This is a genomic window from Terriglobia bacterium (assembly GCA_020072785.1).
Lineage (GTDB): Bacteria > Acidobacteriota > Terriglobia > Acidiferrales > UBA7541 > Acidiferrum.
Map to the genome: position 1 here is coordinate 38,795 of JAIQGG010000004.1, position 14,655 is coordinate 53,449.

Annotated in this window: 9 protein-coding genes; 8 read left to right on the forward strand and 1 reads right to left on the reverse strand. The window is 66.8% G+C overall.

Translation table 11 applies throughout. The annotated features are described in order from the left end of the window. Positions 1–10: 10 nt before the first annotated feature. The 8 genes from LAN61_11645 to truB all read left to right on the forward strand — a co-directional run bounded on the left by LAN61_11645 (position 11) and on the right by truB (position 11,576). Positions 11–3,886 (forward strand): hypothetical protein, encoded by a 3,876-nt coding sequence (locus LAN61_11645; GenBank protein MBZ5541158.1) that lies wholly within the window; start codon positions 11–13, stop codon positions 3,884–3,886. A gap of 216 nt (positions 3,887–4,102) precedes the next feature. Beyond that, positions 4,103–4,720, forward strand: coding sequence for an OmpH family outer membrane protein (locus tag LAN61_11650; protein MBZ5541159.1), 618 nt, complete (start codon positions 4,103–4,105; stop codon positions 4,718–4,720). A 244-nt stretch (positions 4,721–4,964) separates the two neighbouring features. Continuing rightward, the gene (locus LAN61_11655; protein ID MBZ5541160.1) at positions 4,965–5,507 is read left to right on the forward strand and encodes a ribosome maturation factor RimP; all 543 of its coding nucleotides are present in this window, start codon (positions 4,965–4,967) and stop codon (positions 5,505–5,507) included. A 9-nt stretch (positions 5,508–5,516) separates the two neighbouring features. Beyond that, on the forward strand, positions 5,517–6,971 hold the full coding sequence (nusA, locus tag LAN61_11660) for a transcription termination factor NusA (GenBank protein MBZ5541161.1): 1,455 nt from the start codon (positions 5,517–5,519) through the stop codon (positions 6,969–6,971). A gap of 6 nt (positions 6,972–6,977) precedes the next feature. Further along, on the forward strand, positions 6,978–9,839 hold the full coding sequence (infB, locus tag LAN61_11665) for a translation initiation factor IF-2 (protein ID MBZ5541162.1): 2,862 nt from the start codon (positions 6,978–6,980) through the stop codon (positions 9,837–9,839). Positions 9,840–9,865: 26 nt separating this feature from the next. Next, positions 9,866–10,147: a DUF503 domain-containing protein gene (locus LAN61_11670; GenBank protein ID MBZ5541163.1), complete on the forward strand. Its 282-nt coding sequence runs from the start codon at positions 9,866–9,868 to the stop codon at positions 10,145–10,147. A gap of 7 nt (positions 10,148–10,154) precedes the next feature. Further along, complete coding sequence (gene rbfA / locus LAN61_11675) at positions 10,155–10,526, forward strand: 30S ribosome-binding factor RbfA (GenBank protein ID MBZ5541164.1); 372 nt, start codon at positions 10,155–10,157, stop codon at positions 10,524–10,526. Positions 10,527–10,601: 75 nt separating this feature from the next. Then, entirely contained in the window at positions 10,602–11,576 is a 975-nt protein-coding gene (gene truB, locus LAN61_11680) for a tRNA pseudouridine(55) synthase TruB (GenBank protein MBZ5541165.1), read from the forward strand. A gap of 101 nt (positions 11,577–11,677) precedes the next feature. Here truB and LAN61_11685 read toward each other — a convergent pair whose 3' ends face one another. Further along, complete coding sequence (locus tag LAN61_11685; protein MBZ5541166.1) at positions 11,678–14,644, reverse strand: FG-GAP-like repeat-containing protein; 2,967 nt, start codon at positions 14,642–14,644, stop codon at positions 11,678–11,680. Positions 14,645–14,655: the final 11 nt, after the last annotated feature.

The window sequence follows — 14,655 nt, forward strand, 5'->3', positions numbered from 1 at the left end:
GGCAAGGCGTATGAAGGCGCTGCAAATGTGGAAAAAGATGGCAGGGGTACTGGCTGCGGCCAGCCTGCTGTTGTCCGGCTGCGGTTCCTCGGGCGGCGGCTCGACGAAGGTAACCGTGAGTCTGAGCGCGGGTTCCCTGTTCCTGCTGGTGAACCAGACGTACCAGATAACGGGGCAAGCGGTAGGCTCGACAGACCAGTCGATTACTTATTCCCTCGGTTACGTGCCGACGGCTACGCTCACCGCCACGCCCACCACCCCCCCCACGCCCTGTCCCACCACCGCCAGCCCGAATCCTGACTGCGGCACGCTGAGCGCGGTGACCAGCACCTCGACGACCACCACCTCGGGCACCACGACGACTACCAACACGGTCTACACCGTCACCTATACGGCGCCGGCGATCGTGCCCAATCCCGCCGTGACCGTTTTCATCATCGCCACGGCCAACGCCGACAAGACGGCAACCTCCCACGTCCTCGTGACGCTGGACTCCGGCATCCGCGTAACCATGACGCCCACGACGGCGACGATCGGCACGCTCGAGTCGTTTCAGTTCACGGCCACGCTGACGAACGACCCCACCTTGAACGACGTCAACTGGTCGGTCACGGAGACCAACGCCGGTACGGTAAGTGCGACAGGCCTGTATACGGCGCCAGCCAGCGTGCCCAGCCCGGCCACAGCCACGGTTGTCGCCACGGCCAAGCTGGATCCCACGCAGACCGCCTCGGCCACGGTCACCATCGTCATCGCAGCGGCTCCCACGTTTACCGGGGTCAGTCCGGCGCCGCCGGCTACGGTGCCCCAGGGCGCGCTGTTCCAGGACGTCTATCTCACGGCGAGCAATCTGCGCTCGACTTCCACGGTGCTGTTCAAGGGCGTGCCGGTAGCCGCCAGTCAGCTCAAGATCGTCAACGCCACGCTGGCGCGCGTGCGGCTGAACTCCACAGACTTGCTGACTGCGGGGACATTCCCGTTCGAGATCCTGGGCGCTGCTTCGCCGGCGCCGCCGAACGACTCCATCACCATCGGGCCGGTGCGCCCGGCGCTGATCGGTGTGAATCCGGACAGCACGGTGCCGCCGCAGGCCGTCGCCTCGATTACCCTGGACGGCGGGTACTTCGGTCCGGGCAGCAGTCCGCTGGTGACCGCGCAGTTCAACGGCAATTTGGCCATCGTCACGGGAGCCACGGCGCGGCAACTGGCGGTCACGCTGAATCCGGGCGATCTCAGCCTGCCCGGTCTTTATGCGGTTTCCGTGAATAACAGCAGCGCACCGCAGCCCATGGCTGCCGGCAATTTTGCGGTGCAGCCGGATCCGGCTTCGAATGGACCATCCGTCGCGGGGCTGGTATCTCTGAAGAGCAGCCCCACGGATACCCCGGCGCCCAGCGCCATCGCCGTGGACACCACCATCGGCACCGCCATCGTGGCCAACACCGGCAATAACACCGTGCAGCTTTTGAATCTGAACGGCGCCATGCCGGCGCTATTCGGCGCGCAGATTGCGCTGCTGGGATCTCCGACAGGGGTGGCCGTGGATGAAGAGCGGCACATCGCTGCGGTTGCGGTCTCCAATACCACTGGTACGGTCCGAAACATTACGCTTGTGGATTTGGTGGCTGGTGCCGCGATAGCTGGGGGGACGATTGACTTGACCGCGATGTCGGCGGCGTCGGCGACATCGCCGCTGCTGCCGTTCTCGGTGGGTCTGGATCCCGTCAGCGGGCGCGGGATCGTGGCGTTTTCCAAGACGAACATCGGCGCAATCTTCAATGTGGACCCGGCCGCGACACCCGCGTGTCTCTCCGGCCTGGGCACGACGCCGTATTGCGTGACCGGAGCGGTGACGCTGAACACCGGCGCCAATCCGCAGATCGCCTTCCAGCCGCGGCTGCACTGGGCCTTTGTCACGCCGGGCGGATCCGGCCTGATGTCGGTGGTGGATCTGGGAGCGGCGCCGCACCAGGCGGCGATTACGGCGTCCACGGGAGCCAAGCGCAGCGCAAACGTGGTGACCATCACCACAGCCACGCCGCATGGGCTGGACCCGACGAATCTCGGGGCGGTGCTGATCGCCGGCGTCGCTGATGCCAGCTTCAACGGCTCGTTCACGGTGGCCAGCATAGTGGACGCCAACACGTTCACCTATGCACAGACCGCGGCGGATGCCACGAGCGGCGGCGGGCAGGTGAATTTCTCGAAGCCGCTGCTGACGTTCTCGATTTCGACGAGCATACGCGGCATCGCCATCAACCCGCAGACCTCGCGGGCGGTCCTGGCGGATGCCACTGGGAACTCGACTTCGATTTTGAGCACGCTGGACCAGACGAATGCCGGGATTGCCGTGGGACATCCGGTGAGCGGAGCGGGCTTCCAGCCGTTCAGCAACGTGGCCGTGGTGGTCAAGCCCGGGACGATCGGGGCCACCGGCGTGGATACCATTACGCTGCTGGACCCGACGGCGACCGCGCAGATTTCCGGGCTGCCGCGCGGCGTCCTGGCGGAAATCCCCACGGGGGGCACGGGTTCGGGCGCCGTAGCCGTGGATCCGGCGCGCAACTGGGCGCTGGTGGCGAATGCGGGGAGTCACGACATCAGCGTGGTCTCTCTGGGCACGATCCAGACGCCGCAGGTGGCGAGCCTGCGCATTCCGCCGGGGCAGCGGTTGTTCCCGCAGGGGACAACGACCTCGGCGTCGGCTCTGCCCGTGCAGATTTTCGGCGCAGGCTTCTCCGGTAGCCCACAGGTGCGGCTGGACGGCACGGTGCTTTCCGGAGCATCGCTGGTGAACAGCCGGGAAATCGATGTAACCATTCCGGCGTCGTACCTGGCGGCGCCGCGGCGCTACGCACTGGACGTGGTGGTGGGCAGCAATTTCTCCAACGTGACGGACTTCACGGTGGTCGGCGTGGTGGACATGACCAGCGCGGGATGCCTCACGCCGCAGCCCGCGGGCGTGGCTATTGACGACGTGCGGGACAAGGCCGTCGTCGCCAACAGCGGTTGCAACACCATTTCCGTCATCGACCTGAACACCGCCACGGCCGGGACGCCCATTGCCGTGGGCACGGCGCCAGTGGGCGTGGCCACCATCCCGCGTCTGGGTATGGCAGTGGTGACGAACAGCAACATGAACCTGGCCACGGGCGCCTCCAACGGCGCCGGCACGATTTCCATCGTGGATGTCGTCGCGGGTACGGTCCTAGCGCCCATCACCGTGGGCACCGATCCCACCGGGGTGGCCATCAACCAGGACACGGGCATAGCCTACGCCGTCAACACCGGATCCAATACCCTCAGCGCGATTGACCTGAAGGCGGCGACCCCCACGGCAGTAACGGGCGCGGTGGATCAGACGCCTATTTCCATTGCGGTGGATCCGAACCGCAACGTCGCCGTCGTCGGGGCGATTTTGCAGAACTCGAATCCGCCGCAGGGCGTCATGGACGTCGTGGACACCTCCCTGGCCACGCCGGCGATCAAATCGCGGGTCAACGCCTCGCCGAGCCTTCCGACGGGCGTGGTCTACGATCCAGCGAACGGGCTGTTCTACTCCGTGGCCAGCCTGAGCAACTCGTTCTATATGCTGAATCCGGATACGGGGTCGGCGCAGGGCGTGCGCGTGGGCGTGAATCCGACCTCGCTGGCTTATAACCCCCAGAGCGGGACGCTGGTGACGGTGAATTCGGCGAGCAACACGCTGTCGTTCGTGGATACGCTGACGATGCGCACGCGGGAGACGCTGGGCTTTGGCACGGCGACCCCGGCCACGACTCCCAGCAATCCGCAATTTGCCGCCGCTATTCATCCGCGGACGAATCTGGCGGTGATCACCGACGCGGCCAACAACCGCGTCCTGCTGCTGCCGCTGCCGCGCTAGGCAGGGGCCCCGCGGACAACCGCGGGGGCTGGCAGGGGCATCGCAAGTTCGAGCACGGGTTTTGCCGGGAAGCGATGCATGTCCGGGGTGCGTTTTCCGTTGCGAGGGGAAACGCGGCTCGGCTATACTTCCCGGTTTGTGTGCGGGTCGCCGGGACGCACCGGCGCCCGATCCCAGAGTTTTCGGCCAAGAAGATTGGCGCATAAGGAGAGAAAAGTGAGAGTGGAAACCATGATTCGAACGGCGGCCCTGGCCGCTGCCTGCGTGTTCGGTGCGGCAGCCGCAATGGCCCAGGGGACTCCCGCGCCGGCGACCAAAGTCGGCACCATCAATGTCCGGCAGGCGATCGTCAACACCGCGGAGGGCAAGCAGGCCTCGGCGGAGCTGCAGTCGCAATTTGCTCCCCGGCAGAACGAGCTGGAGAACCTGAACAAACAGATGAGCGAACTGCGGCAGCGCTTGGCCGCGGGGGAGCGCACGCTCAGCGACGAAGAGAAGGCCCGCCTGACACAGCAAGGGCAGAAGATGGCGCAGCAGTTGGAGCGCAAGCAGAACGAGTACCAGGAAGACGTGAACGGTGCGCAGGGTGAAGTGATCGACCGCATCGGACGGAAGATGCTGGACGTGTTGGACCGCTACGCGCGGGAGAACGGTTATGTCGCAGTGTTCGATACCTCGTCGCAGAATTCGCCGATCCTCTATGCTTCGGCCCAGATCGATGTGACCACGGACATCGTCCGCCTCTACGACCAGGCCTACCCGGTCAAGGGTGCGGCCCCGGCCGCCAAGCCTGCGGCCAAGCCCGCTGCGGCCGCCAAACCGCCGCAACAGTAAGCTTTCGCCCCGGAACGGGAAGCCCAGGCAGCCGCACAGCAGGGCGCTGTGCGGCTGCTTTTTTTCTTGCGCCGGGGACGAGCGGAAAAAGGGAGGCCCAGGGCCTGTTTTGCGGGCCTGAGGCCGCTAGCGGAGCCCGCTTCTCTTGCTTTTGCATGTACGAATGTCTATACTGTAAAAGAGCTCAGAAGCGGGTCGCACGGAGGAGTGGGCGCGAGCCCACTTTTTTGTTGCACCAAGCATAATGCAGAGGGCGAGCGGCGGGTGGGGGACTCTTCACGTGAATCTGGAGCGCATCCGCGAGGCCGCCGAGCGGGTGGCCCGTTCGGAAGGCCTGGAAGTCGTTGATGTCGAATGGAAAATCGGCAAGCAGCGCTTCCTGCGAGTGTACATTGACCGCCCTTGGCCTCCGCCTCCGGGGACCGAAGGAGCTTTGCCCGGGACGCATGCCACGGGCATCAGTCATGCCGACTGCGAACGGGTGAGCCAGCAATTGAGCGTCATTTTGGACGTAGAGGAGCTGATTCCGGGACCGGAGTATGTCCTGGAAGTAAGTTCGCCGGGGCTGGACCGGCAGCTCAGGAAACCCGCGGAGTTTGAACGCTTTACGGGCCGCCTGGTGAAGATTACCACGGCGGTACCGGTCGGAAACGCCAGTTTTTTTGAGGGGCGGCTGGCCGGGTTGGCGGAGGGCAAAGTCCTCCTGGAACTGAAGGGCCGGGAGGCGCGGACGCTGGAGTTGCCGCTGGAAGCGATCCGCAAAGCGCAACTGGTAGTGGAATTCTAGGAACGAGTTATGTCGAGCCTGCTCTATCAACAGATCGAAATGCTGAGCCGCGAGAAGCACATCGAACCGGATGTGGTGATTGCGGCCATTGAAGACGCCATGGTGGTGGCGGCGCGCAAGTATTACAAGACCGAAGAACCCCTGCGCGCCAAGTTGAATCAGGAAACCGGCCATGTGGACGTCTTTGCGGTGAAGACGGTGGCCGAGGAAGTGACCGATCCGAATGCGCAAGTCAGCCTCGCGGAGGCGCGCAAGACGAATCCCGCGGCGGAGATCGGCACGGAAATCCTGACGCCCAAGCCGACCGACGTGCTGGGGCGCATCGCGGCGCAGACGGCCAAGCAGGTGATCCTGCAGAAAGTGCGCGAAGCCGAGCGCGACACGATTTACAACGAGTACCACACGCGCGTGGGCGAGCTGGTGACCTGTGTGGTGAAGCGCGCTGAAGGCCCGGACCTGATCGTGGACATGGGGCGGACGGAAGCGCGGCTGCCCAAGCGCGAGCAGTCGCGGCTGGAGACCTACAACATCGGAGATCGCGTGCGCGTGGTGATCCGCATGGTGGACCGTGCGGCGAAGGGGCCGCAGGTGATCGTTTCGCGGGCGGATTCCGTGCTGGTGCAGCGGCTGTTCGAAATGGAAGTGCCGGAAATTTATGACGGCACGGTGCAGATCCGCGCGGCAGCGCGCGAGGCCGGCGAGCGCACCAAGATCGCGGTGGCCAGCCGGGACAAGGATGTGGATCCGGTGGGCGCGTGCGTGGGCATGAAGGGCATGCGCGTGCAATCCATCATCCGCGAGCTGCGCGGCGAGAAGATCGACATCATCCCGTACAACGAAGAAACCGTGGCGTTCGCGCAGAAAGCGCTGAGCCCGGCGAAAGTGACGCGGGTGCAGATCGTGGACCCCGAGAACCGCAAGCTCGAGGTCATCGTCGAGGATTCGCAGCTGTCCCTGGCCATCGGCAAGAAGGGGCAGAACGTGCGCCTGGCCAGCAAGCTCATCGGCTGGGACATCGACATCAAGAGCGAGGAAGAAAAGCGCCGGGAAATCGAAGAGCAGATGACCGCGCTGACCGCGCCGGTCACCCCGCTGACGGTGCTGGCGGGCGTGGGGCCGAAGACCATCGAGAAGATCGAGGCCGCGGGAATCACCAACGTGGAAAAGCTCGCGGGCATGACGCCGGAGCAGCTCATGGAAATTCCCGGCATCGGCGAGAAGATGGTGGACAAAATCTACCAGGCGGTGAACCGCTTCTACGAAGGTGGCGGCGAAGCCGCGCCGGCCGCGGGGGAAACGGCGGAAGCTGCCGCGGAGGAAGAGGCCCCGGCGGCGGAGGCTTCCACAGAGGCCGCAGCGGCAGGCACGGCGGAAGCCGCGGGCGGCGAAGCCGCGCCGGCCGAAAAAGAAACAGCAGCGGCGACCAGCGGGGAAGAGCCCGCGAGGGAAGAGACGGAATCCTAGGAACGCATGACAGACGCAAATCAAGTTCGAATTAACGAGCTGGCCCGCGACCTCGAGGTCAAGGCCAAGGCGATCATCGACGTGTTGCCGGAAGTCGGCCTCACCGAGAAGAAGACGCATTCCAGCTCGATCCCCGTGGATATCGCGGAAAAGGTGCGCAAGCATTTTGAGTCGCTGGCCAAGGCCGAAGCTGCCGCCGAGGCCGCGGTCAAAGCCGAAAAAGAAAGCAAGGATGCGGCGGCAAAAGCGGCGCGGCAGAAGCCGGCCGCGCCAGCCGCCGCACCTGTTGCGCCTGCACCCGTGGTGGCGCCTGCCGCGCCCGTAGCGGCGAAGCCCGCAGCACCGGCGGCCGTACCCGCACCGGTGGCCAAGCCGGCTGCGCCAGCCGCCGCACCCGTTGTACCCTCACCCGTTGCGCCTGCACCCGTTGTAGCGCCTGCCGCACCCGCGCCCGTAGCGGCGAAGCCCGCCGTACCCGCGCCGTCCGCGAAGCCTGCCGCGCCTCCGGCTGGCCCCGTGCGGCCTGCCGCGCCGCGTCCCCCCCAAGTTCCAGCAGCTCCTGGCCAGCGTCCACCCATGCGGCCGGCTGCGGGTGCGCCGCCGATGCGTACCGGGAATCGTCCGCCTATCTCTGCACAGACCGCTGGTCCGCGTCCGGGCACGCCCATTGGGCAGCGTCCGGGTGGACCGCGCCGCGGAGAGCCGATCGGTCAGCGCCCGCCGCAGCAGGGCGGACCGCAAGGCCGACCACCGTTTACCGCGCGCCCGGGAGCACCCGGAGCGCCCCCGAGCAGATCGTTTGGGGGACGCACCGGAGCACCGCCGATGGGCACGCGCCCAGGGCCGCGCCAGCCGGGACGGCCGGGCATGCTGCCGCCGTTTCCGGAAAAGGCGCCGCCCAAGGCCGAGCCCGGCAAGCCGCTGTACACGCGCAAGCCGACCCAGCGGCAGCGCCCCATTTTGGACAAACGCGAGGCTGAGGGCGAGCGCAAGCTGCACCCGGTGCGTTCGCGCCCGGGTGTGGGCGATCGCCGCACGGCGATTGCCGCGCCTGTCGCGCCGCCGGTGCCCCGCGAGCCCCGCGAGGTCACCATTACCGAAGGCATCACCATCCGCGACCTGGCGGAGAAGCTGGACATCCGCGCCAAGGACCTCCTGAAGACGCTGCTGGACCGCGGGATTTTCGCCAGCATCAACCAGGCGCTGGACGTGCCCACGGCGAAGACCCTGGCCGAGGCCTTCAACGGCATCGTCAACGTGGTCTCCTTCGAAGAGGAGATGGTGCTGGAAGTCGCGAAGGAAGAGACCAAGGAAAACCTGAAGGCGCGGCCGCCCGTGGTCACCGTGATGGGCCACGTGGACCACGGCAAAACTAGTTTGCTGGACGCCATCCGCTCCGCGGAAGTGGCGGCGGGCGAGGCCGGAGGGATCACCCAGCACATCGGCGCCTACAAGGTGCAGGTGGGCAACCGCAGCGTGGTGTTCGTGGATACCCCGGGTCACGAGGCGTTCACGCGCATGCGCTCGCGCGGCGCCAAGGTGACGGACATCGTGGTGCTGGTGGTGGCGGCGGATGACGGCGTGATGCCGCAGACGCGCGAAGCGATCGACCATGCGCGAGCCGCGAATGTGCCCATCGTCGTGGCCATCAACAAGATTGACAAGCCGGAAGCGCAGCCGGAGCGCGTGAAGCGCCAGCTCAGCGAAGCCGGGCTGATGGCGGAAGACTGGGGCGGCGACACGGTGTTCGTGGAAGTGTCGGCGAAACAGAAGAAAAACATAGACAAGCTGCTGGAGATGCTGCTGCTGGTGGCGGATATGCGCGAACTGCGCGCCAATCCGGACGCGCCGGCGAGCGGCACGGTGCTGGAATCGCGCGTGGACAAGGGCCGCGGCCCGGTGGCCACGGTGCTGGTGCAGAACGGCACGCTGCGTGCCGGCGACTTCTTCATCTGCGGCGCAGTGTTCGGCAAGGTGCGCGCGCTGTTTGACGACCACGGGCGCACGGTGAAGGAAGCCCCGCCGTCCACTCCGGTGGAAGTGATCGGCGTGCAGGGCGTGCCCGAGGCCGGTGACCATTTCCAGGTGACCGAGGAAGCCAAGGCGCGGCACATCGTGGAATACCGGCAGGCGAAGCAGCGCGACGCGGCGATGGCCCGCAGCTCCGGGGCGCGCATCACGCTGGACCAGCTGCACGAGCAGCTCAAGGTCGGCGAGGTCAAGGAACTCGGAATCGTCATCAAGGCCGACGTGCAGGGCTCGGTGGAAGTGCTGAGCGAAATGCTGCCGAAGCTCTCGACGGACCTGGTGAAACTGAAGATCATCCACGCCAGCGTGGGCGCGGTGACGGAGAACGACGTGCTGCTGGCCTCGGCCTCCGGCGCGATCGTGATCGCCTTCGGGGTGCGCCCGGACCGCAAGGCCGCGGATCTGGCGCAGCAGGAACACGTGGACATCCGCACCCACAACATCATCTACGAAGTCTCCGACGAACTGAAGAAGGCCATGGAAGGGCTGCTCGAGCCGGTGGTCCAGGAAACGCATCTGGGGCGCGCGGAAGTGCGCAACACCTTCCGCGTCAAGGGCGCGGGCGCGATTGCCGGCTGCCACGTGCTGGACGGCGTGCTGAAGCGCGACGCGCAGGTGCGCGTCCTGCGCGAGGGCACGGTGGTCTACACCTCCAAGCTGAGCTCGCTCAAGCGCTTCAAGGAAGATGCCAGCGAAGTGCGCGCGGGCTTCGAGTGCGGCGCGGGCATACAGAACTTCAACGACGTGAAGGTCGGGGACATCCTCGAATGCTTCAACGTGCAGAAGCTTACCGCCGCGGAAGCTGCGGCGCAGGGCGTCGGGTCCGCCGGGCGCAAGTAACTGCACGCTGTACCGCGGAGCCGCTGATGCCGGTCGGCCTGCTTACCCTGAACTTACATATTGCCGAAGCGCAATCGCTGAAGGACAAGCGGCAGGTGCTGCGCAGCCTGAAGGACCGGCTGCGCGGGCAGTTCAACGTGGCCGTGGCCGAACTGGAGCATGAAGAGACCTGGCAGCGGTCGGTGGTGGGGATTGTGACGCTGTCGAACGATGAGCGGCACGTGCAGGAGACGCTGCAGAAGGCGCTGGCGGAGGCGGACCGTGTGCTCGGTCCGGCCCTGATCAGCCACGCCATGGAAGTGCTGTGAGAGAAGGATGACGACACCCGGACGGCGTCACGAACGAATCGGAGAAGAGATCCAGCACGAGCTGGCCGCCATGGCCGCGGGGGAGCTGAAGGATCCGCGGCTGGATGTGGGCTTGACGGTGACCGGAGTGAAGGTCACGCCGGACCTGAAGCAGGTGCGCGCCTATGTGGCGGTGTACGCCGAGGCCAAGGAACAGGTCGAGGCGATTAAGGCCCTGGAGCACGCCGTGGGGTTCATCCGGCGGGAACTGGTAGTGCGGCTGCATCTGCGGCGGCCGCCGGAGATCCATTTCATACTGGACCGCTCGCAGCAGTACACCGAGCGCGTCGAAGAGCTGTTGCGGGAGTTGAAGAAAAAGGACGAGCCGTCCCGGTCCTGAGCCCGCATGCCGATAACCATTGTTTCCGTGACCGCGAAGCGGTCAACGCTTTCCCTTTTCCAAGGATTCTGACCCATGCCACGCCAGCCGCAGCCCGCGCCTTTTGACGGCGCTCTCGTGGTGGACAAGCCGCGCGGGAAGACCTCGCACGACGTCGTGGACGCGGTGCGCCGCCTGGCGGGCTTCCGGCAGATCGGGCATCTGGGCACGCTGGATCCGCTGGCCACCGGCGTGCTCGTGCTGCTGCTGGGGCGCGCCACGCGCCTGGTGCAGTTCTACACCGGGCGGCGCAAGCGCTACGCCACCGCCTTCCGCTTCGGCTTCGCCACGGATACCTACGACGCCGACGGCGAAGCGCAGGGGCCGGACGCTGCGCCGCAGCTGGATGCCGCGCTCCTCGAAAAATTGGCCGCGGAGCGGGTCGGGCGCTTTGAACAGATGCCGCCGCCGTTCTCCGCGAAGAAGATCCACGGGCGGCCGGCGTACGAGCTGGCACGCCTGAAACAGCCGGTGGAGCTGAAAGCCGTGGCCGTCGAAGTGTTCGAATACAAACTCCTGGGCATCGAAGGCAGCGTGGCGCGTTTCGAAGTCGAGTGCTCTTCGGGTGCCTACATCCGCTCGCTGGCGCACGAAATGGGGCAGCAGCTGGGTTGCGGCGCGCATTTAGCGGAGATCACGCGCACGGCCGTGGGCGAATTTTCGCTCGAGCAGGCCATCGGGCTCGAGGAGCTGGCTGCGGCGGCGCAGGCCGGGCGGCTGGCGGAGTTGGTGATTCCCCTGGAGGGCCTGCTGCCCAATTTTCCGCGCGCGAACGTGCTGCCGATGGTCGAACGGCGGGTGCGGCACGGCGCGCGCTTCAATGTCTCCCTCGCGCAAATTCAGCCCGGGCGCGTCGAGCTGCCGCCCGGCGCCACCGCGCAGCTCGATGCCGGCGAACCCAAACCGCCGCGGCTGCGCGTCTTCGGCCAGGAAAACAAGCTCCTGGCCATTGCGGAAGCGGTGGTGCCGCGCACCTACCAGCCCATCGTGGTCTTCGATCCGCTTCCGTAATGTCACGGGAACACAGCAGACTTTCTTCAATCCGTTCCACAGCCGAACTGCAAAAAGTTTTTCACCGCCGGAGGGGCGCAGCTGCGTCCCGGGGCGGTGCGTTACTGGTCGACAGGCGGAGCCGGGGTGGCTCCGGAAGCGCCGCCGCCGCGGCCGGCGTAGAAGGTGCGCGAGCGTTTGTGCGGGAGGCGGAGGTGGTGCGGAGTGACGAGGATAAGCATCTCGGTGTCGCGGGGCTGCTTTTCGCGGGCTCCCGCGAGGTAGCCCGCACCGGGCACGCTGGCGAAGCCCGGCAAGCCGCTGAGCGCGCGGGTCTCTTCTTTGTCGAGCAGGCCGCCGATTAGCGTCGCTTCGTTGTCGCGCACGCGGATGGTCTGGCTGATGGTGCGGTTGGAAATAATCGGGATGCCGTTGACGCTCTGTCCGGAGAGCGAACGGATTTCGAATTCCAGCTGCAGCGTAACTTCGTCGTTGGGATGCAGAGTCGGCGTGGCTTTCACCTTCACGCCCAGATCCACGTATTCCGAAGCGGGGTAGGGCTGCTGCAGAGCGCCGCTGGCGGCGTTGGCCCCCAGGCTGACGGGATCGAAAATGACGGACACCTGGTTGGCCGTGGCTTCGGTGAAGGCCGCGTCCGGACGGGCGTCGCCGTTGAGGTCGACGGCCACCACGGCGCTGGGGCCCGCGGCGGTGGGCAGGGCAAAGCGCGGCGCGAAGAGGCCCGCGCCCAGGCCGAGATGCACGCTGATCGTGCTGATGCCCTGGTTGGTCACCAGGAGATCACCTGTGCCGTCGCTGTTGAAGTCGGCGATGGCCACGCCGGAAGGAGCGGCGCCGGTGGCCAGCGGGGAGCTGGTCGCCGCTTGAAAGGTGGCGTCGCCGTTGTTCAGGAGCACAGTAACAGAATTGTCCGCCTGGTTGACGATGGCCAGATCCGGGCGGGCATCGCCGTTGAGGTCGCCGGCGGCGAGGGCCACGGGTGTCGTGCCCACGGCGATGGGCGAGCCGGGCGCGGCGTGGAAGGTGCCGTCGCCGTTGCCCAGCAGGATGGAGAGGTTGTTGGTCGTGCGGTTGACCACGGCGAGATCCGGTTTGCCGTCGCCGTTGAAATCCGCGGCGGCCAGCGCCACGGGGCCCTGCTCGCCGCCGGGAAGAAGAAACGGCGAGCCGGGCGCGGCGGTGAAAGCGCCCAGGGCGTTGCCAAGAAAAACGGAGATGGTGTTGTCGCTGAGATTGCTCACCGCGAAATCGGGTTTTCCGTCGCCGTTGAAGTCGCCGATGACGATGGCGCTCGGGCCGTTGCCGGCGGCGATGGGTGAGGCCGCGGCGGGAGTGAACGTGCCGTCGCCCTTGCCGAGGAGCAGGGTCACGTTGTTGGACGACTCGTTGGCGACGAGCAGGTCGGGGAGGAAGTCGCCATTGAGGTCGCCGGCGGCGATGGCCGAAGCTCCGGTCTGATCGGCTCCGAGCACGATGGGTGAACCGGTCGCGGCGGTGAAGTTTCCGCTGCCGCGGTTGAGCAGGATGGTCAGGGAGCTGTCGTCATGATTGACTACCGCGAGATCGTGCTGCCCGTCGGCGTTGAAGTCGGCAGCCACTAGGGCGAGCGGGTTGTTGCCGGTGCTGAAATCGCTGCGCGGCAGGATATTGGCGCCGAGCGCGGGAGTGAAGGAGGGCGTGCCCAGGCTGCCGGAGAGCAGCGCCAGCGTGACCGGAAAGCGGTCGCCCACGAAGAAGCTGGCGGGCTTGCCGTCTTGCGCGCGCAGCAGGATGCGCCGGCCGCTGCGCACCAGCGAAAGCGCTTGCGAAAATTGCGCCGCGGCGCCGGGGAGCGTCGCCAGCAACGTGCTCTGGCCCCCGCCGAAGGCGATGAGCGGCGGCAACAGGGCGCTGGCGCCGAGCTGCCCGGTACTGACCAGCGAGGCAATCTGGCTCGCGGAGCCCCCCAGCACGCCCTGCGCGCCGAAGATGCGCTGCAGGATGCCGATCAGCGTGGGCAGGTCGGCGGCCTGCTCGAGTGCGGTGATGTCACTGGGGCTGAGCGCGAAGACCCGCGTCGAGGAGGGTGGCGTGATGCCCAGCTTCAGGGCTTCGCTGCGGTTCACTTCCAGCAATTCGATCTCCAGTAGCAACTCGCCGCGGGCCTGTTCCAGCTCGCGGATCAGCTCGCCGGCAAGGGCCACGACGCGCGGGGTATCCCGGATGGTGATGGTGCGGCCGGCGGTGTCCACCTGGCTGCGCGTGGCTCCGGCGATCTCGCGCAGCATGCGTTGCAGCTCGATCATCTCCTCGGGGGAGGCGGAGGCGGGCAGAAGGAAGGTCTGCTCAATCAGTTGGTCGTACTCGCGGCGCTTGGCCGGCGTGTCGGCGGTGACGAAAAAAGTGTCCGCGGCCATGGGGCGGAGGAACGTCCCGGTCTGCGCGGCGAGGATGCCCGCGACGGTGGGGAAGTCCACGTTGCTGAGGCGCAGACGGATGGTGCGCGAAGGCAGCTCGGGATCGAAGAGCGCCTTGAGGCCGAAGGCCTGCGCGATCTGCTCGTAGGCGTTCTGCGTGTCGCCCCGCAGATCGAAGGTGTGCTTGCCGGAGCGCGGTTGCAGCCGGGCGAGTCCGGCGAAGCGTGGCTCGGCGGGCGCGGGGGTTTGCGCCTGCGGCGGAGGAGCCATGGCTGCGATCTGGGCGAGGCGTTCGGTGACGTTGCTGTTGCCGGGATCGAGGCGCAGCGCCGCGCGCAGCTCCGCCACGGCTCCGTGCACATTTCCACCCCGTGCCAGACGCTCTGCGTTGTCCACGCGCTGGTGGACCAGGCTCGAGCGCAGCAGGGCGCCGCGCTCGAACGCCGGGGCGTCCTGCGGGTCCAGCCGTGCGGCGGCGTCGTAGGCGGCCAGCGCCTCGCCGAAGCGCCCGGCGGCCTCGGCGCGTTTGCCGTCGTCCAGCAGGCGCTGCGCGCGCCGCGGATCGGGCCGCGGGACATCCTGCACCGCGCTCTGCTGCGCCCCTGCCGGGACCGGGCAGCACAGCGCCAGCAGGAGCAGTAGTGCGGCGGCGCGCTGGGAGAGACAAAGCATCGTCAGTGATT

Excerpts from the sequence above, each read along its gene's own strand:
- LAN61_11645 (MBZ5541158.1), top strand. The coding sequence starts at position 11 with ATGAAGGCGCTGCAAATGTGGAAAAAGATGGCAGGGGTACTGGCTGCG.
- infB (MBZ5541162.1), top strand. The coding sequence starts at position 6,978 with ATGACAGACGCAAATCAAGTTCGAATTAACGAGCTGGCCCGCGACCTC.
- LAN61_11685 (MBZ5541166.1), bottom strand. The coding sequence starts at position 14,644 with ATGCTTTGTCTCTCCCAGCGCGCCGCCGCACTACTGCTCCTGCTGGCG.
- rbfA (MBZ5541164.1), top strand. The coding sequence starts at position 10,155 with ATGACGACACCCGGACGGCGTCACGAACGAATCGGAGAAGAGATCCAG.
- nusA (MBZ5541161.1), top strand. The coding sequence starts at position 5,517 with ATGTCGAGCCTGCTCTATCAACAGATCGAAATGCTGAGCCGCGAGAAG.
- truB (MBZ5541165.1), top strand. The coding sequence starts at position 10,602 with ATGCCACGCCAGCCGCAGCCCGCGCCTTTTGACGGCGCTCTCGTGGTG.
- LAN61_11670 (MBZ5541163.1), top strand. The coding sequence starts at position 9,866 with ATGCCGGTCGGCCTGCTTACCCTGAACTTACATATTGCCGAAGCGCAA.
- LAN61_11655 (MBZ5541160.1), top strand. The coding sequence starts at position 4,965 with ATGCAGAGGGCGAGCGGCGGGTGGGGGACTCTTCACGTGAATCTGGAG.